The sequence below is a fragment of the Streptomyces sp. NPDC045022 genome, from assembly GCF_056432605.1.
In genome coordinates this window covers 117131-138760 of the sequence record NZ_JBWKIR010000004.1, presented here as the reverse complement: position 1 = coordinate 138760, position 21630 = coordinate 117131, and the positions used below count along the sequence as shown (strand labels likewise).

The window sequence follows — 21630 nt, the reverse complement described above, 5'->3', positions numbered from 1 at the left end:
AGTGGGCGCCATTAACCTCGTATGCGTGTCGTCTCTCGCGCTGTACCGCCGCTATCGCCCGGAGACCTTTGCCGAGGTCATCGGGCAGGAGCATGTCACCGACCCGCTGCAGCAGGCGCTGCGGAACAACCGGGTCAATCACGCGTACCTGTTCAGCGGGCCGCGTGGGTGCGGGAAGACCACCAGCGCGCGCATCCTGGCCCGCTGCCTGAACTGTGAGCAAGGTCCCACTCCGACGCCGTGCGGGGAGTGCCAGTCGTGCCAGGACCTGGCCAGGAACGGGCCGGGCTCGATCGACGTCATCGAGATCGACGCCGCCTCCCACGGTGGCGTGGACGACGCCCGTGAGCTGCGCGAGAAGGCCTTCTTCGGGCCCGCGGGCAGCCGGTACAAGATCTACATCATCGACGAGGCCCACATGGTCACGTCGGCCGGCTTCAACGCGCTGCTCAAGGTCGTCGAGGAGCCGCCCGAGCATCTGAAGTTCATCTTCGCGACCACCGAGCCCGAGAAGGTCATCGGGACCATCCGGTCGCGGACCCACCACTACCCCTTCCGGCTGGTGCCGCCGGGCACCCTGCGGGACTACCTCGCCGAGGTGTGCCGGCAGGAGGACATCCCGGTCGCGGAGGGTGTGCTTCCGCTCGTCGTGCGTGCGGGCGCCGGGTCCGTGCGTGACTCCATGTCCGTCATGGACCAGCTCCTCGCCGGCGCCGGAGAGGAGGGTGTGACGTATGCCATGTCCACCTCTCTCCTCGGGTACACCGACGGCTCCCTCCTCGACTCCGTGGTCGAGGCGTTCGCCACCGGTGACGGGGCCGCGGCCTTCGAGGTCGTCGACCGGGTCATCGAGGGCGGTAACGATCCGCGTCGGTTCGTCGCCGACCTGCTGGAGCGGTTGCGGGACCTGGTGATCATCGCGGCCGTCCCGGACGCCCTCGAGAAGGGGCTCATCGACGCCCCCGCCGACGTCCTGGAGCGCATGCAGGCCCAGGCCTCCACCTTCGGTGCGGCCGACCTGACCCGCGCCGCCGACCTCGTCAACGAGGGCCTGACCGAGATGCGCGGTGCCACCTCGCCCCGCCTCCAGCTGGAACTGATCTGCGCGCGCGTTCTGCTCCCCGCCGCCTACGGCGACGAGCGGTCGGTGATGGCCCGCCTCGACCGTCTCGAGCGCGGCGTCGGCTTCTCGGCCGGTGGCGGCGCGCCCGCCATGGGCTACGTCCCCGGTCCCGAGGCCCACAGCGGCGCGCCGGTGCCCACCAGCGCCGGCCCGGCCGCGGCGCGCGCGGCGGTGCGCGCCGTGGGTGGCCCGGGCAGCGGAGCCGGCGGTCCGGCCCTGCCGGCCGGCCCTGCCGCTCCGGCGGCCCAGCCGGCTCCGGCGGCCCCGGTACCGCCGGCGTCTGCTCCCGCCCTGGCAGCCCCGTCGGCTCCCGCTCCGGCCGCGCAGGCCCCGGTGCCGCCTGCGGCCGCCCCAGCTGCCCCCGCGGCCCCTGCGGGCCCGGCCCCCGGTGCCTGGCCCACCGCCGCTTCCGCCGGTGGCGGACGGCGTCCCGGTGGCTGGCCCACGGCCGCCGCTCCCACAGGTGCCCAGCAGGGCCAGGCCACCGGCCCGGCCCCGGCTCAGCCGCAGCACCAGCCGCCCGCCGCCCCTACGGCGCCCGTGGCCCCGGCTGCTCCCGCCGGTGGCCTCGACCCCCGCGTGCTCTGGCCGAACATCCTGGAGGCCGTCAAGAACCGCCGTCGCTTCACCTGGATCCTGCTCAGCCAGAACGCCCAGGTGGCCGGCTTCGACGGCACCACCCTCCAGGTCGGCTTCGTCAACGCCGGCGCGCGTGACAACTTCACAAGCAGCGGCAGCGAGGACGTGCTGCGGCAGGCGCTGGCCGAGCAGTTCCAGGTGCAGTGGAAGATCGAGGCGGTCGTCGACCCGTCCGGCGGCGGTTCCGCCCCCGCGGCCGGCGGCTCGTCGGGCTTCGGCGGAGGCGGAGGCGGTGGCTACGGCGGCGCTCCGGCCGGCGGGGGTGGCTACGGCGCCCCGCCCGCACCTTCCCCCATGACTTCCCCGCCGGCCCGGCAGACGTCGGCCTCCGCGCAGGGCGGCCCGGCTTCCGCACCGGCGGCCCCCGCCCCCGCCCCCCGGCCCGCAGCGGCCCCCCAGCCGCCACCGATCGCCCCCGAGGACGACATCCCGGAGGACGACGACCCGGACCTGGACGAGTCCGCCCTGTCCGGCCACGAACTGATCGTGCGCGAGCTGGGGGCGACGGTGGTGGAGGAGCTCTCCAACGAGTAGCACCGGGGATGCGAACAGCCTGTCCGGCGTTCGCGGACGAGGTGTCCGGCAGGCCGCGGAGGGGGTGCGCGGGCGGCGGCCCCCAGGGACGGTCACACCCGCACCGTGCGCCTTTGGTAGGAACGTACAGCTTCCCCGGCCCCCGACCTTCGGCGACCTTGCCATTAGGCTGACCCCGTGAAGGTCCTCGTCATCGGCAGCGGCGCCCGCGAACACGCCCTGTGCCACTCCATGTCCCTCGACCCCGACGTCACCGCGCTGCACTGCGCCCCCGGCAACGCCGGCATCGCCGAGGTCGCCGAGCTGCACCCGGTCGACGCGCTCGACGGCGCCGCGGTGGCCGAGCTGGCCACCGGCCTCGGCGCCGATCTGGTCGTCGTCGGCCCGGAGGCCCCGCTGGTCGCCGGTGTCGCCGACGCCGTCCGCGCGGCGGGCATCCCCGTGTTCGGCCCCTCCGGGGAGGCCGCCCAGCTCGAGGGCTCCAAGGCCTTCGCCAAGGACGTCATGGCCGCGGCCGGGGTGCCGACCGCCCGCTCCTACGTCTGCGCCACCGCCGAGGAGGTCGCCGGGGCGCTGGACGCCTTCGGCGCCCCCTACGTCGTCAAGGACGACGGACTCGCCGCCGGCAAGGGCGTCGTGGTGACCTCCGACATCGAGGCCGCCAAGGCGCACGCCGCCGCCTGCGTGGGGGCACCCACCACGCGTTCCGGGCAGCGGGGGAGCGTGGTCATCGAGGAGTTCCTCGACGGCCCCGAGGTGTCCCTGTTCGCGATCACCGACGGCGTGACGGTCGTCCCGCTGCAGCCGGCCCAGGACTTCAAGCGGGCCCTGGACGGCGACGAGGGCCCGAACACCGGCGGCATGGGCGCGTACTCGCCGCTGCCGTGGGCCGACCCGAAGCTGGTCGACGAGGTACGGCAGACGGTGCTGCAGCCGACCGTGGACGAGATGCGCCGCCGCGGCACGCCCTTCTCCGGGCTGCTCTACGCCGGGCTTGCGATCACCTCGCGCGGTGTCCGGGTCATCGAGTTCAACGCCCGCTTCGGCGACCCGGAGACCCAGGTCGTGCTGGCCCGCCTGAAGACGCCGCTGGCCGGTGTCCTGATGGCCGCCGCCACCGGCAACCTCGCCGATCTGGCGCCCCTGCGCTGGAGCGAGGACGCGGCCGTCACCGTCGTCGTCGCCTCGCACAACTACCCCGGCACGCCCCGCACCGGCGACCCGATCACCGGCCTGGACGAGGTGGCCGCCGAGGACGCCCCGCACGCGTACGTGCTGCACGCCGGGACCAAGCGGGACGGCGACGCGATCGTGAGCGCCGGCGGGCGGGTTCTGTCCGTCACCGCCACCGGCAAGGATCTCGAAGAGGCGCGCGAGCGGGCGTACCGGGCCGTGGGCCGGATCGGCCTGGACGGCTCGCAGCACCGCACGGACATCGCGGCGAAGGCGGCGCAGGCGTAGGCGGGCGACAGCAGGACACACGCCTGGACGCGCTGGTCGCGCGCATTCTCGTACCCCATCGGGCCCCGGACGGAATCCGGGGCCCGATCTTTGCTTTCTGTCACCCACCTCTGACCAAAGCCATTCCATCGAGTGAGCGATCGCCTATCCGGCTGACGAGGGCCGAGGCCCCAACTAGGGTGCCGCGCAAGCGTTCCGGCACTTGGCCCTCCGGCATTGCGATGTCAGTGGCGGGTGCCACAGTGGGGGAGTGAGCAGGACCAGGACAGCACGGCATCGACAGGGAGGGGGTGAGGTCGGCACGTGACCGGAATCGGTGTGGAGATGGGCGCGCAGGCCGCGCGCTCCCGGGCCCTGGCCGTGCTGCGGGTCCGGGGCCGGGCACTGGCCGTGGCCCTGCTGCCCGCGGGCGCCGCGGTGATCCTGCTGGCCGGCGGTCCGACCGGCCACCTCGTCGGCCCGGGCTGGGACGCCGCCCGCTGGGGCGTGGGCGTGCTCGCCGTGCTGGTGCTGCTGGCCGCCGCCGGTATCGCGCTGGTCGTGGCCCGGGCCCGCCCCGCCGTGAGCCCCACGGTGCCGGTCCCGGAGAAGTCCGCCCCGGACCTGTACCGGATGGTGCGCGACCTGGCCGACCGCCTGGACGTGCCGGCGCCGTCGGCCATAGCGCTCACCCCGGACTGCGACAGCTGGCTGGAGGACCGCACCCATTCGGCCCACGGCCCGCCCCCGCGTCCGGCGGCCGACGAGATAGCCGGCCCGGGCCACCGCGCCCACCGCCGCACCCCCGTCGCGCCGGTCCTCGTCATCGGCTCCCCGTTCCTGTGGTGGATGCGGGTGGGCGAGCTGCGCGCGGTCCTCGCCCCGGTCATCGCCGGTACGGGCCCCTCGGCGCAACCGGACATAGCGGCTGCCCGTCGCTTCGTCCGCGGGCTGGACGCGGCGGTGGCCGTGGCCTCGACGCCCGGCCGGTGCCTGCCGACCCGCGGGGTCTGCGCGGCCCTGGGCTGGGTGGCCCGGCTTCTGCTGCACGGCTGCCGGGAGCACGCGACGCTGATGGAGCGCGGGGTCGCCGCGGCGGCGGCCGAGCGGGCGCAGGCGGTGGACTACGGCCTGCGGATCGTCGCCCAGGAGCAGGTAGGCCTCGCCTACGCCGGCTGGGACCGGCTGCTGACCAGGGTCGCGCTGCCCGCCTGGCGCATGGGCCGCTGGCCCGCCCGGCTGGACGCGGGCGTGGTGGCGGCGCTCACCGAGCTGTCCCGGCGCGACCGTCTCGCCGAGGGCTTCACCTCGCGCCTCGGCGAGCGGCCCGCCTGTGACCTGCTGGAGGAGCCCGGTGCGGTGGACGAGGCGGCCTCGCTGCTCGCCGCACGCCTCTTCCACGGCGGCCCCGCCGAGTCCGGTCCCGACTGGGCGCCGGTGGACTGGCAGGCGTATCCGGAAGAGGTCGTGGACCGCACCTGGCGCGCCGACGCGGCCCGCCTGCACCGCGTCCTGGACTCCCTCGGCGTCCGCCCCTCCTTCGACCCCACGGCCCCCGACCCCGGCGGCCCCACCCTGGCCCGCGTCCTGGACCACCTCACGGTGCCCACCACGACGGACGACACCGTGACCGGCCACCCCGGAGCGGCGAATCCCGGAGCCGACGCCGCCGACCCCCAGTACGCCTTGGACGCCCTCGACGTGTCCGACGCCGCCGAGGCATCCGGCGCCCCCAAGGCCTCCGACGCCTCCGCCGGCACCTTCCCCGCGTCCCAGGCCGCCCCCGCGCCCCCCAACTCCCCCGCCTACGACGACGAAGAAGACGCCGACCCCGGGACCGAGCGCAGTGCCGCTCTCGCCGCCGGACTGAGCGCCGCGGTGGCCCGGGAGGAAGCCGGCGTGCCGAGCGGCGCGAGCGCTGCCGGGCAGAGCCCCCCGAGCGCCCTGTGGGACGACGGCGGCCTGCCGCTGTTCCCCCTGCAGCCCGCGCGCACCGGCCGTGAACTTCTCGCCGATCACGTCACGGCGATGGTGTGCTGCGCGGCCGTCGACACCGCCGGCGCGGTCCCCGCCCTGGACTGGCTGGACGGTCCGTCCCTGCTGCTGGGCGGTGAACGGGCCGCCGACCTGACGCCCAAGGTCCGCAGCCTGATCGAGCAGGGCGACCCCGGCCCGCTGCGCGACTGGCTGAGCACGTTGGGGATACGGCCGGAGAAGCCCGTACGCCTCGTCTGACCCGCGGGACACCGCAGTACGCCGCCGTCGCAACCGCCGTAATGGAAAAGCGACTTCCACTTCAGGTCAATTCGCAACGAGTAGTGACCGAGCCCGTGCGTTATGTGATGTGCTGGGACCGACCACGCCTTTGGCAAAGGCTTGCGACATACGACACGACGACCGGGCACACCGAACACCGCCGAGACAGGGACACGGGGGCACGAGGGAGGGGAGCGATCATGGCCTCGGACCACATCCGCCGCTGGGAGTCCGGAGCACTCGCGCACGCCGTCACGGACCCCTTCGGCCTGGGCCCGGTGCCCTGGCTGCGCGGCAGTGAGACCTATTTCGACGACACGGGCCATGTGGTGCCCTGGTATGTCGACCCGAGCCCGCAGCCGTTCGCCCGCACCGACGGGCGCCCGCGCGTGCCCGCCCCGCGCTCGGCCGGTTCCGGGCCCCGCTCGGCGGACGACGTGCACCGCCAGATCAAGGGCTTCACCTCCACCGGCGCGGTCACGCCCGGCGAGGCGATCGACTTCCACATCACGGTCGACCCGCCGCAGGAGTTCAGCGTCGACATCTACCGGATCGGCCACTACGGGGGCGACGGCGCGGCCAAGATCACCACCAGCCCGCGCCTGTCCGGCATCGTCCAGCTCCCGCCGCTGACCGCCGACCGCACGGTCTCCTGTCACCACTGGTGGCTGTCCTGGCGCCTCCAGGTGCCCTCCCACTGGAGCATCGGCGCCTATGTGGCCGTCCTCACCACCGCCGGCGGCTACCGCTCCCACGTGCCGTTCACGGTCCGCGACGACCATCCCGCCGATCTGCTCCTGCTGCTGCCGGACATCACCTGGCAGGCGTACAACCTCTTCCCGGAGGACGGCCACACCGGCGCCAGCCTCTACCACGCCTGGGACGAGCGGGGCCGGCTGCTCGGTGAGGCCGACGCGGCGACCACCGTCTCCTTCGACCGCCCCTACGCGGGCGCGGGCCTGCCCCTGCACGTGGGTCATGCCTACGACTTCATCCGCTGGGCCGAGCGCTACGGCTACGACCTCGCCTACGCCGACGCCCGCGACCTGCACGCCGGCCGTGTCGACCCCACCCGCTACCGGGGCCTGGTCTTCCCCGGGCACGACGAGTACTGGTCGGTGCCGATGCGCCGCGCCGTCGAGGACGCCCGGGACCGCGGCACCTCGCTGGTCTTCCTCTCCGCCAACACCATGTACTGGCAGGTGGAGTTGGCGCCCTCCCCGTCGGGTGTCCCGGACCGGCTGCTGACCTGCCGCAAGCGCAAGGGCCCCGGAAAGCCGGTGCTCTGGCGGGAGATCGACCGGCCCGAGCAGCAGCTGGTCGGCATCCAGTACGCGGGCCGGGTGCCCGAGCCGCACCCGCTGATCGTCCGCAACGCCGGCCACTGGCTGTGGGAGGCGACCGGGGCGCACGAGGGCGACGGGATCGAGGGCCTCGTCGCCGGCGAGGCGGACCGGTACTTCCCGCGCACCCCGCTGCCCGAGCACGACGAGCGCATCCTGCTCGCCCACTCCCCCTACACCGACAACGACGGCGCCCTGCGTCACCAGGAGACCTCCCTGTACCGCGCCCCTTCCGGCGCCTGGGTGTTCGCCTCCGGCACCTTCGCCTGGTCCCCGGCCCTGGACCGTCCCGGCCATGTGGACTCCCGTATCCAGCGGGCCACGGCGAACCTGCTGGACCGCATCTGCAAGCGCGACTGATCCTTCCGCGGGGCGCGGCCGACCCCCTGGCCGAAACCGATCGCCCCGATAAGGGAGAATCGAGGCACTTGGACAGAACCACGGGGAGGAACCGTGTCCGGATTCGTAGAAAAGCCCGAGCCCATCCAGGTTCCGGGCCTGGTGCACCTGCACACCGGCAAGGTGCGCGAGCTGTACCGGAACGAGGCGGGCGACCTCGTGATGGTCGCCAGCGACCGCATGTCCGCCTACGACTGGGTGCTGCCCACGGAGATCCCCGACAAGGGCCGCGTCCTCACCCGGCTCTCCCTGTGGTGGTTCGACCAGCTGCGTGACCTGGCGCCCAACCACGTGCTCAGCACCGAGCTGCCCGCGGGCGCCCCGGCCGACTGGGCGGGCCGCACGCTCGTCTGCAAGTCGCTGAAGATGGTCCCGGTGGAGTGCGTGGCCCGCGGCTACCTCACCGGCTCCGGCCTGCTCGAGTACAACGAGGCCCGCACGGTCTGCGGCCTCGCCCTCCCCGAGGGCCTGGTCGACGGCTCCGAGCTGCCGGCCCCCATCTTCACCCCGGCCACCAAGGCCGAGGTCGGCGAGCACGACGAGAACGTCTCCTACGAGGAGGTCGCCCGGCAGGTCGGCGCGGAGACCGCCGCCCAGCTGCGCCAGGCCACCCTCGCCGTCTACTCCCGCGCCCGGGACATCGCCCGTGACCGGGGGATCATCCTGGCCGACACCAAGTTCGAGTTCGGCTTCGACGGCGACACCCTCGTCCTCGCCGACGAGGTCCTCACCCCGGACTCCTCCCGCTTCTGGCCGGCCGACCGGTGGCAGCCGGGCCATGCGCAGCCGTCGTACGACAAGCAGTACGTCCGGAACTGGCTGACCTCCGCCGAGTCCGGCTGGGACCGGCGCAGCGAGCAGCCGCCGCCGCCGCTGCCGCAGGAGGTGGTGGAGGCGACCCGGGCGAAGTACGTGGAGGCGTACGAGCGGCTGACGGGCACGAGCTGGTCGTAAACCGGGCGGTAACGCGAAAGGCCCCCGGGGAACCGGGGGCCTTACTGGAGCGGACGACGAGGCTCGAACTCGCGACCTCAACCTTGGCAAGGTTGCGCTCTACCAACTGAGCTACGTCCGCGTTGCGCCGTGGCGCGAGAGCAACTATACCCAACCTCGCTCGCGTGCGAGACGCACTGCCGTATGACGGTTCTCCGCACCGAGCTTCGTGACGGCCGAGGAGAGGTAGTTCCGCACGGTCCCCGGCGACAGCGCGGCCCGCTCGGCGATCTCCGCGACCGGCGCGCCGTCGGCGGCCAGCTCCAGCACCTCGGTCTCCCGCGCGGTCAGCGGGGAGTCCCCGGCGGAGATCGCGTCGGCGGCCAACTCCGGGTCGACGTAACGGCTTCCGGCGTAGACGGTCCGGATGATCTCGGCGAGCCGCCGGGCGCTGACGGTCTTCGGGACGAATCCCCGCACACCGGCCGCGAGGGCTCGCTTCAGATGTCCGGGACGTCCGTGCCCGGTGACGATCAGCACCTGGCAGCGGGGCAGTTCGGCACGCAGGGATGTGGCGACCTTCACACCGTCGGCGCCCGGCATCTGAAGGTCGAGCACCGCCACATCGGGTTCGTGCGCCCGGGCCATCGCCAGTGCCTCGGGCCCGCTCGCGGCCTCCGCGACGACCTGCAGATCGTCCTCCAGGGAGAGCAGGGCGGCCAGCGCACCCCGGATCAGATGCTCGTCGTCGGCGAGCAACAGCCGTACGGGATCGCTCATGACGTGGCTTCGCTCACTTTCTCCCTCGCGGACCCTGCGGATGCCTCGCTGCCGCCCACCGGCACCTCCGCCACCAGCCGGAACCGGTCTTCGCCGACGGCCCCCGCCGTCAGGCTCCCGTCCACCGCGGCCAGCCGTTCCCGCAGCCCGGGCAGCCCCGAGCCGCCGCCACTCGCGCCCCCGCGCCGGTCGGTTCGGGGGCCGGCGCTGCCGCTCGGTCCGGCCACCCCGTCGTTCTCCACCGTCAGCACCACATGCCCCTCCTGCATCCGCAATCCCACACCGCACCGGCTCGCGTCCCCGTGCCGCAGCACGTTGGTGGTCGCCTCGCGCACCACCCAGCCGAGCGCGGACTGCACCTCGGCGGGCAGCTTCCCGGTCTCCACGCGCACCTCGCAGTCGATCCCGGCGGCCGTCAGCACCCCCTGCGCGCCCGCGAGTTCGACTTCGAGATCGGCCTCACGGTAGCCGCGTACGACGTCCCGGACCTCGCGCTGGGACTCCTGCGCGATGCGCTGCACCTCGATCATCTGTTCCACCGCCTCCGGCCGCTCCCGCCGGGCCAGCTGCACGGCCAGCTCACTCTTGAGGGCGATGACGGAGAGGTTCCGTCCCAGCACGTCGTGCAGATCCCGCCCGAACCGCAGCCGCTCCTCGGCGACGGCCAGCCGGGCCTCGACCTCGCGGGCCCGTTCCGCCTCCCAGAGCACGGACAGGGTCCAGGCGCCGCAGCGGCAGGCGAGCAGCGAGAAGAGCGTGCCGAAGGCGGTGATGACGCCGGTCATGAGGATGCCGAGCCCGTCCGGGTGGGTGAGCCCGAGGGCGGCCATGAGCAGCACCGCGAGCAGGGCCGACCGGCGCAGGAACACCGGGATGGGCACCACGAGGCCGTACAGCAGGCCGAACGGCAGGAGTGAGGCACCGATGGCGAGCCTGGTCGTCACCGCGTCGGCGCCGCTCGTCATGGCCAGCGCCACGACCAGCGTCAGCGCGAGGCCGAGCAGGGCGGAGGAGCCGCGCAGCGCCCGGGCGGGCAGCTCGGCGCGGCCGAGGTAGTGGTCGAGCACGGGCCGGGTGAGCCGGTTGGCGTCCGCGCACTGGAGTGCCGCGACGACGAGGAGCAGCCCCCCGAGGACGAGCGGCACCGGGCGGTGGTCGAGGCCGCCGACCAGCGGCAACAGCAGCCAGCTGAGCGAGAAGAACCACGTGGTGAGGTACCAGGTGACGACGCTGTGCAGCTCCACCCGCTCGGCCTTGCTGCGCTCACGCCAGTGCCGCTGCTGCAACCGCCGTATCCGCCCCAGCATGTGTGCTCCCCCCCCCCCCGCCTCACCGCCGCGGCTCCCAGCGGAACCACCGTCGTACAGCAAACACCGCCACGATCGTCCAGGCCAGCGCGGTCGCGAGGGCGCCCAGCGTCTCGTACGCGCTCAACTGGCCGCTCCAGCCCGCGCGGAACAGGCGGATCGCCGGCGACAGCGGGAGGAGTGCGCAGACGGAGGCGAACCGGTCGGGCATGACCTCGGTGGGGACCGTGATCCCGGAGCCGACCATGGACAGGAACACCAGGGGCAGGGCGGTCACCTGGGCGCTCTCGGCGGTCCGGGTGAAGGACGCGGTGAGCGCGGCGAGCGCTGCGCTGACCACGAGTCCGGCGAGCACCCCGGGCAGGAGCAGATACGGCGCCTTCGGTGCCCCGGTGTGCAGCAGCGCGGCGCAGCCGGCGCACAGCACGGCGGCCTGGGCGAGGCCGAGGAGCATCGCGGGCAGGGCGGTGCCGGTGAGGATCTCGGTGTCGGACAGCTCGCCGGTGCGCAGCCGTTTGAGGACGAGTTCCTCGCGGCGGGCGACGTAGGAGCTGACCAGGGAGGTGTAGACGGCGAAGAGGAAGGCCATGCCGATCGCGCTGGTCACCATCACGGTGCCGATGTTCAGGCCCGCCTTCGTCAGTTCCAGCTCGTCGAGGGCCGGCCGCACGGCGACCGGCAGGGTGAGCGGGACGACCAGTGCGGTGAACACGACACCTCGGTTACGGCCGAGAAGGGCGACCTCGGCACGGGCCAACGCCCGCAACCGCCGCCCCGTCACACCGAAAGCCCCCTGGGCCACCTCGCTCCTGCCGCCACCTGCCACCCGCGCACCGCCACCGCTCATGCCGCGATCCCCCGTTTCCGCACCACTCCCGCTCATACCGCCACCTCCCGATCCCGTGCGATGCCGAGGAACGCCTCCTCCAGGGAGGCTGATCGCACGTCCAGCCCGCGTAGTTCGACGCCGGCCCGATCGGCCCAGGCCAGTACCCCGGTGGCGGTCCGCTGGAGTTGGGTGGTGCGCAGTCGTACGACCCTGCCGTCGCTCTCGTGCGCGCAGACGCCGAGGTCGGCGAGGGGCGGCAGATCGCCGAGGAAGTAGCCGTCGGGCAGCTCGAAGGACATCCGGGAGGGGCGGCCGGCGGTGACCTCGGCCGGGGTTCCGGAGACGGCGATGCGGCCGTCGTGCAGGATGGCGAGCCGGTCGGCGAGGCCCTCGGCCTCCTCCAGGTAGTGCGTGGTGAGCAGCACGGTCGTACCGGCGTCGCGCAGGCTCCGCACCAACTCCCAGGTGGCCCGGCGGCCTTCCGCGTCGAGCCCGGTGGTCGGCTCGTCGAGGAAGAGCACCTCCGGCTCGCCGAGCAGGGCGAGCGCCAGGTCCAGGCGGCGCCGCTCGCCGCCGGACAGCTGCTTGACCCGTACCCCGCGCTTGTCCGCGAGCCCCACCAGTTCCAGCACCTCCCGCTCCGGCCGGGCGCCGCTGGTGCAGCCGGCCCACATGCGGGCGGTCTCGGCGACGGTCAGCTCGGAGGGGAAGCCGCCTTCCTGGAGCATCACGCCGGTGCGGGGGCGCACGGCGGCCCGCTCGCGGTAGGGGTCGTGGCCGAGGATCCGGACCCGGCCCCCGGCCGGTGGGGCGAGCCCTTCCAGCAGTTCCACCGTGGAGGTCTTGCCGGCGCCGTTGGTGCCCAGCAAAGCGAAGACCTCCCCGCGCGCCACGGAGAAGGTGATTCCGCGTACCGCCTCGAACCCGCCCCCGTAGACCCGCCTGAGGTCGGTGACCTCGATCACGTGCTCGTGTTCGTCCTTGTCCATGACGCCAGCGTCCCGGCGGCGGGGGCGGCCCGGCAGTGCGCGGTGTCATGGGTCGGCATGACAAATGTCAGAGAACCGCAGCGCACACGAAAAGACCCCGGTCCAGTGGACCGGGGTCTCATTCCCGAGCGGACGACGAGGCTCGAACTCGCGACCTCAACCTTGGCAAGGTTGCGCTCTACCAACTGAGCTACGTCCGCACTGCTCCCGACCGGCTTCCACCGATCGGTGCGAGCACCAGCCTACCTGATCCACAGATGTGGTCGTGACGGCCGATGCCAGAGCGGGTGACAGGGATCGCACACTGCGCCTTCCCCCTGGAAGGGGGATGTTCTACTACTGAACTACACCCGCATCGTCCTCGGGATCCGGCCTCTCGGCCTCGCCCCTCGGCGTGTCCCAGACATTAGCTGATCGGCAGGGGGGTAGCGCAAGTCGGTCCCTCCTGCGGTCCCGGATGCGCCAAGTGCACGGTCCTCAGGGCCCGCTGACGGACCCTGAGGACTCGCCCCTTCGCGGGCACTCACTGCGCGGCGCTGAACGCCTCGTAGACCTTCTTGGGGATGCGTCCGCGTGCCGGGACGTCCATCTTGTTGGCCTGGGCCCAGGCGCGGACGGCCGCCGGGTCGGGGGCGACCTCCGTCTGCTTGTACGCCTTGCCGGACCGCGACCGCTTACGGCCGGCCTCGACGTAGGGCGCGAGCGCCTTGCGCAGTTTCTTGGCGTTGGTTTCGTTCAGGTCGATCTCGTACGACTTGCCGTCGAGGCCGAAGGCGATCGTTTCCGCCGCTTCCGAGCCGTCGATGTCGTCAAAGAGAGTGACCACGACCTTTTGCGCCACGAATATCGGTCCCTTCGTGCGGCACGTCGATACAGCTCAACGGCGATGACGTGCCGAGTGTCGGCTATTGCCAATTCATTTGTACAGTGCCCGGCAATGCATTGTGAAGCCCGACTAAATCCGTCCGCGTGTCCGAGCACAATAGGTGCCGCCGACGGGACTCCCGAACTTTCCCAGAACTTTTCACGGCCGCGTGGCTTCGACACCCGATCGTGATGCGCCTCACGTAGTTTCCTACAACTCTACTCGCGTAGAAATTTTGTGCGGGTAGTCTGAAGGAACCTGCTCAGCACCACACACCGGGAGTGCCAGTGGCACGCGTCGTAGTCGACGTCATGCTCAAGCCGGAGATCCTCGACCCCCAGGGCCAGGCGGTCCAGCGTGCGCTGCCGCGCCTGGGATTCGAGGGGATCTCGGACGTACGTCAGGGAAAGCGTTTCGAACTGGAAGTTGACGGGCCGGTCGACGAGGCCGCACTCGCCCGCATCCACGATCTTGCGGAATCCTTCCTCGCCAACACCGTGATCGAGGACTTCATCGTCAAGGTGGAAGACACGGCGGAAGTCGCGGAGGCGGCGAAGTGACCGCTCGTATTGGCGTCGTCACTTTCCCGGGCAGCCTCGACGACCGGGACACGCAGCGTGCGATCCGCCTGGCGGGCGCCGAGCCGGTCGCCCTGTGGCACAAGGACAAGGACCTCAGGCAGGTCGACGCCGTGGTGCTGTGCGGCGGTTTCTCCTACGGCGACTATCTGCGGGCCGGGGCCATCGCCCGTTTCTCGCCGGTGATGGAACCCCTCATCGAGCAGGCGAAGGCCGGCCTTCCGGTCCTCGGCATCTGCAACGGTTTCCAGATCCTCACCGAGGCCCATCTCCTCCCGGGCGCGATGCTCGGCAACGACCACCTCCACTTCATCTGCCGCGACCAGAGGCTGCGGGTGGAGAACGCGGAGACCTCCTGGACCGGCGACTACCGCGCGGGCCAGGAGATCCACATCCCGCTCAAGAACATGGACGGCCGGTACGTCGCCGACGAGTACACGCTCGACAAGCTGGAGGCGGAGGGCCGGGTGGCCTTCCGGTACGTCGACTTCAACCCCAACGGTTCGCTCCGGGACATCGCCGGCATCACCAACGAGGCCGGGAACGTCGTCGGCCTCATGCCGCACCCCGAGCACGCCGTCGAGCCACTGATCGGTACGGGCCGTACCGACGGCCTCCCCTTCTTCACCTCGATCCTCAAGAAGCTGGTCAACGCATGAGCCGGACGCCTCTGGACACGGTCGAGCACGCGACCGCGACCCCCGACGTCGCGCTGCCCTGGGCCGAACTCGGCCTGAAGAAGGACGAGTACGAGCGGGTGCTGGAGATCCTCGGCCGCCGCCCGACCGGCGCCGAACTCGCCATGTACTCGGTCATGTGGTCCGAGCACTGCTCGTACAAGTCCTCCAAGGTCCACCTGCGCCAGTTCGGCGAGAAGGCGCCCCAGTCGGACGCGCTGCTCGTCGGCATCGGCGAGAACGCCGGTGTGGTGGACGTCGGCCAGGGTTACGCGGTCACCTTCAAGGTCGAGTCGCACAACCACCCCTCCTACGTGGAGCCCTACCAGGGCGCGGCCACGGGTGTCGGCGGCATCGTCCGCGACATCATCGCGATGGGTGCGCGCCCGGTCGCGGTCGTGGACCCGCTGCGCTTCGGCGCGGCCGACCACCCCGACACCAAGCGCGTCCTGCCGGGTGTCGTCGCCGGCATCGGCGGCTACGGCAACTGCCTGGGTCTGCCCAACATCGGCGGCGAGGTCGTCTTCGACGCCTGCTACCAGGGAAACCCGCTGGTCAACGCCGGTGCCATCGGTGTCATGCGGCACGAGGACATCCACCTCGCCAAGGCCTCCGGCGCGGGCAACAAGGTCATCCTGTACGGCGCCCGGACCGGTGGCGACGGCATCGGCGGCGCCTCGATCCTCGCGTCCGAGACCTTCGACGACGCCAAGCCGTCGAAGCGTCCCGCGGTCCAGGTCGGCGACCCCTTCCAGGAGAAACTCCTCATCGAGTGCACCCTGGAGGCCTTCAAGGAGAAGCTGGTCGTCGGCATCCAGGACCTCGGTGCGGCCGGACTGTCGTGTGCGACGAGTGAACTCGCCTCCAACGGCTCCGGCGGCATGCGCGTCACCCTGGACGACGTCCCGCTGCGCGACTCGACCCTGTCTCCTGAGGAGATCCTCATGAGCGAGTCGCAGGAGCGCATGTGCGCGGTCGTGGAGCCGGACAAGGTCGACCGCTTCCTGGAGATCTGCGGGAAGTGGGACGTCATCGCCACCGTCATCGGTGAGGTGACCGACGGCGACCGGCTGGAGATCTTCTGGCACGGCGAGAAGATCGTCGACGTCGACCCGCGCACGGTCGCCCACGAGGGCCCGACGTACGAGCGCCCGTACGCCCGCCCCGAGTGGCAGGACGCCCTTCAGGCGGACGACGCGAACAAGCTGCCCCGCCCGGCGACGAGCGACGAGCTCAAGGACCAGGTCCTGAAGCTGGTGGGCTCCCCCAACCAGGCCTCCAAGAAGTGGATCACCTCCCAGTACGACCACTTCGTGCAGGGCAACACCGTCCTCGCCCAGCCGGAGGACTCCGGCATGATCCGCGTGGACGAGGAGACCGGTCTCGGCGTCGCCATCGCGACGGACGGCAACGGCCGCTACGCCAAGCTCGACCCGTACAGCGGCGCCCAGCTGGCCCTGGCCGAGGCCTACCGGAACGTGGCGACCACCGGCGCCAAGCCGCTCGCCGTCTCCGACTGCCTGAACTTCGGCTCGCCCGAGGACCCGGCGGTGATGTGGCAGTTCGCCGAGGCCGTGCGCGGTCTTGCGGACGGCTGTCAGCAGCTCGGCACCCCGGTGACCGGCGGCAACGTCTCGCTCTACAACCAGACGGGCGAGGCGGCCATCCACCCCACGCCGGTGGTCGCCGTCCTCGGTGTCATCGACGACGTCGCCCGCCGCACCCCGGTCGCCTTCCAGGAGGAGGGCCAGCTGATCTACCTCCTCGGCGACACCCGCGAGGAGTTCGGCGGCTCGGCCTGGTCCCAGGTGATCCACGACCACCTCGGCGGTCTGCCGCCGAAGGTCGACCTGGAGCGTGAGCGGCTGCTGGCCGAGATCCTGATCTCCGCCTCCCGCGACGGCATGATCGACTCCGCGCACGACCTGTCCGACGGCGGTCTGATCCAGGCGGTCGTCGAGTCCGCGCTGCTCGGCGGCAAGGGCGCGCGGCTGATCGTCCCGGACGGCCTCGACGCCTTCACGTTCCTGTTCTCCGAGTCCGCCGGCCGCGCGGTCGTCGCGGTGCCGCGCTCGGAGGAGGTGCGCTTCAACGACATGTGCGGCGCGCGCGGCCTGCCGGCCACCCGCATCGGTGTCGTGGACGGGGAGGCCGTGGAGATCCAGGGCGAGTTCGCCCTCTCCCTCGCCGAGCTGCGCGAGACCCACGAGGGGACGATCCCGGCGCTGCTGGCGTAGTCACCACCGCCGTGTGAAGGCCCTGTCCGCGCAGCCGGGCGGGGCCTTCGCTCGTGCCCGGCCCCGGCCGGCACCGGGCGTGCTCACACCGGGACCGACGCGCGTGGCTCCTGTGCCGCCCGCGCCGGCCGGGGGAGTCCCCCGTGGCCGCCGTACGCCGGCAGTTCCTGGAGACGGTCGACAACCGGGACGCCTCGGTCGGGCTGCACCCCGAGGCCGTCACCGGCCAGGTGCGCCGGCTCGTGAGGGAGACCCCGGTGCTGATGGAGCGTGTCTTCGTCGCCGCCCAGAAGGGCACCCGGGAGCTGGCCGGCCCGCTGGCCGCCGAGACCGGGGACCTGACGCAGGCCACGATCGTGGCCGCCACGCTCAGCGCCGCCCCCTCATCGAGGAGCACCACCGCCGTATCGCCGACGGCGAGAGCCATGAACAGGTCGCCGCCGACGCCGCCGAACGCGCCCGGATCGCCTTCGACCTGGTGGAAAACGGCCTGAAGGGCTACGCGGTCAAGGCATAGGGTCACTGTCATGTCTCCGGCCAGGAAGCGCGCCCGCAGCTACGACCCCGCCAGGACCCGCGCGGCGGTCCTCGCCCAGTTCGGACACGTACGAGAGGCCGTACGCGGCCTGACCCCCGAGCAGCTCGCACGGCCGACGCGGCTCGGCGAATGGACCGTGCGCGAGCTGGTCGCGCACATCGGGATGGCCCTCACGGCCGTGCACCGGGCCCTGGACCAGCCCGCCCCGCCGCGGCAGGACGTCACGGTGGTCGAGTGGCCCTTCGCCACCGCCGCCAGCTCCAGCGCCATCGACGAGTTCACCCGCGGCCTCTCGGCCCGGCACTCCGACCTCGACGCCTACCTCACCGGCATCGACGAGACCCTGCGCACCCTGCTCGCCGAGCACCCCGGCAGCCGGCTGCTGGCGACCAACGCGGGCGCACTGCCCCTGGACGACTACCTCGTCACCCGCACCGTCGAACTCGTCGTCCACACCGACGACCTCACCGCCGCCGTCGAGGGTCTCGAGGTGCCGTACGACCGCCAGGCCCTGGCCGCCGCCACCCGGCTGCTCGCCGACGCCCTCGCGGTGAAGGCGCCCGGCGGCTCCACCGAGGTGCGCGTGCCGCCGTACGCCGTCGTGCAGTGCGTCGAGGGGCCCCGGCACACCCGCGGCACCCCGCCCAACGTCGTGGAGACCGACCCGCTGACCTGGGTCCGGCTCGCCACCGGGCGCGTGACCTGGAAGGACGCCGTCGCGCAGGCGAAGGTCAGCGCGAGCGGGGAGCGGGCGGACATCGGGGAGCTGCTGCCGCTCATGGCATAGCGGAACCGGTCGTACCGGCGGCCCGTCGAATCCGTATGAACCGGCACAAGCAGCGCATGACCCTGATGGCGGCCGTCGTGCTCGTCCCGCTCGCGATGGCCTGTGGCAACGGAAAGGCGGACAGTGGTGCGGTGAGCGTTCAGCAGCCGGTGACCGGGATCGACTGGCGGGTCGACGGGGTCACCATCGGCGGTACGACCCGGCACGCGCCCGCCTCCGCCCGGCTGCGCATCGACGAGGACGGCAAGGCGGCCGGCAACCTCGGCTGCAACCAGTTCAGCGCCCGGGCCACCGTGCACGGCGACCGGATCACCTTCGGCGACCTGCGGACGACCAGGATGGCCTGCGCCCCGGCCCGGATGGACTTCGAGCGCGCCCTCGCCCATACCCTCACCACCGGCACGCTCACGGCCAAGGCCGACGACAGGAAGCTGACGCTCACCGACGGCGACGGCGACCGCGTCCACCTCAGCCGCAGGGCACCCGAATGATGTGCGACACCTCACTCACGCGTACGGCGAAGAGATCCGCAACCGCGCCGGCCGGCCCGCCCGGCACCCGGAACAGCCACTGAAACCCGCCCTGACCAGGCAAAACGAGGAATCCCCCAAGGTGATCCACAACGCTCGGTCCGGGACGGGCGCGTATCCCCAATTCGGACCAGTGGTCGACCTCGCCTACACTCGGAAACGTGCCACGTGGTGACGGTCGACTCAATCACGATCTGCTTCCCGGCGAAAAGGGCCCCCAGGACGCTTGCGGCGTCTTCGGCGTCTGGGCTCCGGGTGAAGAGGTCGCAAAGCTCACGTACTTCGGGCTCTACGCCCTCCAGCACCGGGGTCAGGAATCCGCGGGAATCGCGGTCAGCAACGGCTCCCAGATCCTCGTCTTCAAGGACATGGGCCTGGTCTCCCAGGTCTTCGACGAGACCTCGCTCGGTTCGCTCCAGGGTCATATCGCGGTCGGACACGCCCGCTACTCGACCACCGGAGCCTCCGTGTGGGAAAACGCCCAGCCGACGTTCCGTGCCACCGCGCACGGCTCGATCGCGCTCGGCCACAACGGCAACCTGGTCAACACGGCGCAGCTCGCCGAGATGGTCGCCGACCTGCCGAACGACAACAACAGCCGCTCCACCCGGGTCGCGGCCACCAACGACACCGACCTGCTGACGGCGCTGCTCGCCGCCCAGGTCGACGCGGACGGCAAGCCGCTGACCATCGAGGAGGCCGCGCACGTGGTGCTCCCGAAGGTGCGGGGCGCGTTCTCCCTCGTCTTCATGGACGAGCACACCCTCTACGCCGGCCGCGACCCGCAGGGCATCCGCCCGCTGGTCCTCGGCCGGCTGGAGCGCGGCTGGGTGGTCGCCTCCGAGTCCGCCGCCCTGGACATCTGCGGCGCCAGCTATGTGCGCGAGATCGAGCCGGGCGAGTTCGTCGCCATCGACGAGAACGGCCTGCGCAGCTCGCGATTCGCGGAAGCGAAGCCCAAGGGCTGTGTCTTCGAGTACGTGTACCTGGCCCGCCCGGACACCGACATCGCCGGCCGGAACGTGTACCTCTCCCGCGTGGAGATGGGCCGCCGCCTGGCCAAGGAGGCCCCGGTCGAGGCGGACCTGGTCATAGCGACCCCGGAGTCCGGTACCCCGGCCGCCATCGGCTACGCGGAGGCCTCCGGCATCCCCTTCGGTGCGGGTCTCGTGAAGAACGCCTACGTCGGCCGCACCTTCATCCAGCCCTCGCAGACCATCCGCCAGCTGGGCATCCGCCTGAAGCTGAACCCGCTGAAGGAAGTCATCAAGGGCAAGCGCCTGGTCGTCGTCGACGACTCGATCGTGCGCGGCAACACCCAGCGGGCCCTGGTCCGCATGCTGCGCGAGGCGGGCGCCGCCGAGGTCCACATCCGGATCTCCTCCCCGCCCGTCAAGTGGCCCTGCTTCTTCGGCATCGACTTCGCCACCCGCGCGGAGCTGATCGCCAACGGCATGTCCATCGAGGAGATCGGCACCAGCCTCGGCGCCGACTCCCTGGCCTACATCTCCATCGACGGCATGATCGAGGCGACCACGATCGCCAAGCCGAACCTGTGCCGCGCCTGCTTCGACGGCGAGTACCCGATGGAGCTGCCGGACCCCGAACTGCTGGGCAAGCAGCTTCTGGAGACCGAGCTGGCCGCCGGGCCCGCCGCCACGGCCGCCTCCGACGCGATCCGTCGCCCGTAAAGTCCGCTGTTCACGCGGTACGACACGAAAGTTCTCAAGATCATGTCTTCCGAGACCACTGGTGCCAGCTACGCGAGCGCGGGCGTCGACATCGAGGCGGGCGACCGCGCCGTCGAGCTGATGAAGGAGTGGGTGAAGAAGACCCAGCGGCCCGAGGTCCTGGGCGGCCTCGGCGGCTTCGCCGGGCTTTTCGACGCCTCCGCCCTCAAGCGCTACGAGCGCCCGCTGCTCGCCTCCGCCACGGACGGCGTCGGCACGAAGGTCGACATCGCGCGCCGGATGGGCGTCTACGACTCCATCGGCCACGACCTGGTCGCCATGGTCATGGACGACATCGTGGTGTGCGGTGCCGAGCCGCTGTTCATGACCGACTACATCTGCGTCGGCAAGGTCCACCCCGAGCGGGTCGCCGCCATCGTGAAGGGCATCGCGGAGGGCTGTGTGCTGGCCGGCTGCGCCCTGGTGGGCGGCGAGACGGCCGAACACCCCGGCCTGCTGGGCGAGGACGACTTCGACGTCGCCGGCGCCGGTACGGGCGTCGTGGAGGCCGACCGGCTGCTGGGCGCGGATCGTATCCGCAGGGGTGACGCGGTGATCGCCATGGCGGCCTCCGGTCTTCACTCGAACGGATACTCCCTGGTCCGCCACGTCCTGCTGGACCGCGCGGGCCTCGCCCTGGAGACGGAGATCGCGGAGCTGGGCCGCACCCTCGGCGAGGAGCTGCTGGAGCCCACGAAGATCTACTCGCTGGACTGCCTGGCGCTCACCCGGACCGCCGAGGTGCACGCCTTCAGTCACATCACCGGCGGCGGACTCGCGGCCAACCTGGCCCGGGTGATCCCGGACGGCCTGCACGCCGTGGTCGACCGCACCACCTGGACGCCGGGCGCGATCTTCGAGCTGGTCGGGAAGACCGGGAACGTCGAGCGCCTGGAGCTGGAGAAGACCCTCAACATGGGCGTCGGCATGATCGCGGTCGTCCCCGAGGAGTCCACCGAGGTGGCCCTCGCGACCCTGGCCGACCGCGGTGTCGAGGCATGGGTAGCGGGCGAGATCACGGACCGGGGCGACAAGGAGACCGGCGCCGAGCTGGTCGGTGACTACTCCGTCTGAACCTGCGGGTAGCACAGAACCCGGTCGGTGGCTGTGCCACCG

General features: G+C 72.0%; 18 protein-coding genes and 3 tRNA genes. 13 read left to right on the top strand and 8 right to left on the bottom strand.

From position 1 onward, the window contains the following. The first annotated feature begins 25 nt into the window (after positions 1 to 25). The 5 genes from AC07C1_RS09430 to AC07C1_RS09410 all read left to right on the top strand — a co-directional run bounded on the left by AC07C1_RS09430 (position 26) and on the right by AC07C1_RS09410 (position 8688). Complete coding sequence (locus AC07C1_RS09430) at positions 26 to 2296, top strand: DNA polymerase III subunit gamma and tau (RefSeq protein WP_478938021.1); 2271 nt, start codon at positions 26 to 28, stop codon at positions 2294 to 2296. Positions 2297 to 2473: 177 nt separating this feature from the next. Continuing rightward, on the top strand, positions 2474 to 3757 hold the full coding sequence (gene purD, locus AC07C1_RS09425; RefSeq protein WP_478938020.1) for a phosphoribosylamine--glycine ligase: 1284 nt from the start codon (positions 2474 to 2476) through the stop codon (positions 3755 to 3757). Positions 3758 to 4060: 303 nt separating this feature from the next. Next, a complete protein-coding gene (locus AC07C1_RS09420) occupies positions 4061 to 5971 on the top strand; it encodes a M48 family metalloprotease (protein ID WP_478938019.1) in 1911 nt (636 codons plus the stop codon). A gap of 221 nt (positions 5972 to 6192) precedes the next feature. Further along, positions 6193 to 7695: a N,N-dimethylformamidase beta subunit family domain-containing protein gene (locus tag AC07C1_RS09415; RefSeq protein WP_478938018.1), complete on the top strand. Its 1503-nt coding sequence runs from the start codon at positions 6193 to 6195 to the stop codon at positions 7693 to 7695. Positions 7696 to 7788: 93 nt separating this feature from the next. Further along, positions 7789 to 8688, top strand: a complete 900-nt coding sequence (locus tag AC07C1_RS09410) for a phosphoribosylaminoimidazolesuccinocarboxamide synthase (RefSeq protein WP_478938017.1) — start codon at positions 7789 to 7791, stop codon at positions 8686 to 8688. Positions 8689 to 8733: 45 nt separating this feature from the next. Here AC07C1_RS09410 and AC07C1_RS09405 read toward each other — a convergent pair. The 8 genes from AC07C1_RS09405 to AC07C1_RS09370 form a co-directional block, all read right to left on the bottom strand. After that, positions 8734 to 8809: transfer RNA gene (locus tag AC07C1_RS09405), tRNA-Gly, on the bottom strand. Positions 8810 to 8832: 23 nt separating this feature from the next. Next, positions 8833 to 9447: a response regulator gene (locus AC07C1_RS09400; RefSeq protein WP_478938015.1), complete on the bottom strand. Its 615-nt coding sequence runs from the start codon at positions 9445 to 9447 to the stop codon at positions 8833 to 8835. After that, entirely contained in the window at positions 9444 to 10754 is a 1311-nt protein-coding gene (locus AC07C1_RS09395) for a sensor histidine kinase (RefSeq protein WP_478938014.1), read from the bottom strand. The genes AC07C1_RS09400 and AC07C1_RS09395 overlap by 4 nt, the downstream gene beginning before the upstream one ends. Before the next feature lie 22 nt (positions 10755 to 10776). Further along, on the bottom strand, positions 10777 to 11601 hold the full coding sequence (locus tag AC07C1_RS09390) for an ABC transporter permease (protein WP_478938013.1): 825 nt from the start codon (positions 11599 to 11601) through the stop codon (positions 10777 to 10779). Between the two features lie 32 nt (positions 11602 to 11633). Further along, a complete protein-coding gene (locus tag AC07C1_RS09385; RefSeq protein WP_478938012.1) occupies positions 11634 to 12572 on the bottom strand; it encodes an ABC transporter ATP-binding protein in 939 nt (312 codons plus the stop codon). A 127-nt stretch (positions 12573 to 12699) separates the two neighbouring features. Continuing rightward, positions 12700 to 12772: transfer RNA gene (locus tag AC07C1_RS09380), tRNA-Gly, on the bottom strand. A gap of 82 nt (positions 12773 to 12854) precedes the next feature. Beyond that, positions 12855 to 12926, bottom strand: a tRNA-Gly gene (locus AC07C1_RS09375). 169 nt (positions 12927 to 13095) lie between these two features. Next, positions 13096 to 13413: a histone-like nucleoid-structuring protein Lsr2 gene (locus tag AC07C1_RS09370; protein ID WP_031164632.1), complete on the bottom strand. Its 318-nt coding sequence runs from the start codon at positions 13411 to 13413 to the stop codon at positions 13096 to 13098. A gap of 311 nt (positions 13414 to 13724) precedes the next feature. On the opposite strand from AC07C1_RS09370, the gene purS reads away from it, so the two are divergent. From purS to purM, 8 genes are all read left to right on the top strand, one after another. Next, positions 13725 to 13997, top strand: coding sequence for a phosphoribosylformylglycinamidine synthase subunit PurS (gene purS, locus AC07C1_RS09365; RefSeq protein WP_478938011.1), 273 nt, complete (start codon positions 13725 to 13727; stop codon positions 13995 to 13997). Beyond that, positions 13994 to 14674: a phosphoribosylformylglycinamidine synthase subunit PurQ gene (gene purQ / locus AC07C1_RS09360; RefSeq protein WP_478938010.1), complete on the top strand. Its 681-nt coding sequence runs from the start codon at positions 13994 to 13996 to the stop codon at positions 14672 to 14674. Before purS ends, purQ begins: the two co-directional genes overlap by 4 nt. Then, the gene (gene purL / locus AC07C1_RS09355) at positions 14671 to 16929 is read left to right on the top strand and encodes a phosphoribosylformylglycinamidine synthase subunit PurL (RefSeq protein WP_478938009.1); all 2259 of its coding nucleotides are present in this window, start codon (positions 14671 to 14673) and stop codon (positions 16927 to 16929) included. Before purQ ends, purL begins: the two co-directional genes overlap by 4 nt. Before the next feature lie 143 nt (positions 16930 to 17072). Next, positions 17073 to 17423: a hypothetical protein gene (locus AC07C1_RS09350; protein ID WP_478938008.1), complete on the top strand. Its 351-nt coding sequence runs from the start codon at positions 17073 to 17075 to the stop codon at positions 17421 to 17423. Between the two features lie 33 nt (positions 17424 to 17456). Then, a complete protein-coding gene (locus tag AC07C1_RS09345) occupies positions 17457 to 18254 on the top strand; it encodes a maleylpyruvate isomerase family mycothiol-dependent enzyme (RefSeq protein WP_478938006.1) in 798 nt (265 codons plus the stop codon). 35 nt (positions 18255 to 18289) lie between these two features. Beyond that, positions 18290 to 18745 carry an META domain-containing protein gene (locus tag AC07C1_RS09340; protein ID WP_478938005.1) on the top strand — a complete coding sequence of 152 codons (456 nt, stop codon included), beginning with the start codon at positions 18290 to 18292 and terminating at the stop codon, positions 18743 to 18745. A 200-nt stretch (positions 18746 to 18945) separates the two neighbouring features. Then, positions 18946 to 20475 (top strand): amidophosphoribosyltransferase, encoded by a 1530-nt coding sequence (purF, locus tag AC07C1_RS09335; RefSeq protein WP_478938003.1) that lies wholly within the window; start codon positions 18946 to 18948, stop codon positions 20473 to 20475. 42 nt (positions 20476 to 20517) lie between these two features. Next, positions 20518 to 21588 (top strand): phosphoribosylformylglycinamidine cyclo-ligase, encoded by a 1071-nt coding sequence (gene purM / locus AC07C1_RS09330; RefSeq protein ID WP_478938001.1) that lies wholly within the window; start codon positions 20518 to 20520, stop codon positions 21586 to 21588. Positions 21589 to 21630 lie beyond the last annotated feature (42 nt).

Bases quoted from the DNA above. Each gene is read 5' to 3' on its own strand.
- AC07C1_RS09340 (WP_478938005.1), top strand. From the start codon at position 18,290: ATGAACCGGCACAAGCAGCGCATGACCCTGATGGCGGCCGTCGTGCTC.
- AC07C1_RS09345 (WP_478938006.1), top strand. From the start codon at position 17,457: ATGTCTCCGGCCAGGAAGCGCGCCCGCAGCTACGACCCCGCCAGGACC.
- AC07C1_RS09415 (WP_478938018.1), top strand. From the start codon at position 6,193: ATGGCCTCGGACCACATCCGCCGCTGGGAGTCCGGAGCACTCGCGCAC.
- purM (WP_478938001.1), top strand. From the start codon at position 20,518: ATGTCTTCCGAGACCACTGGTGCCAGCTACGCGAGCGCGGGCGTCGAC.
- AC07C1_RS09390 (WP_478938013.1), bottom strand. From the start codon at position 11,601: ATGAGCGGTGGCGGTGCGCGGGTGGCAGGTGGCGGCAGGAGCGAGGTG.
- AC07C1_RS09400 (WP_478938015.1), bottom strand. From the start codon at position 9,447: ATGAGCGATCCCGTACGGCTGTTGCTCGCCGACGACGAGCATCTGATC.
- AC07C1_RS09395 (WP_478938014.1), bottom strand. From the start codon at position 10,754: ATGCTGGGGCGGATACGGCGGTTGCAGCAGCGGCACTGGCGTGAGCGC.
- AC07C1_RS09385 (WP_478938012.1), bottom strand. From the start codon at position 12,572: ATGGACAAGGACGAACACGAGCACGTGATCGAGGTCACCGACCTCAGG.
- purL (WP_478938009.1), top strand. From the start codon at position 14,671: ATGAGCCGGACGCCTCTGGACACGGTCGAGCACGCGACCGCGACCCCC.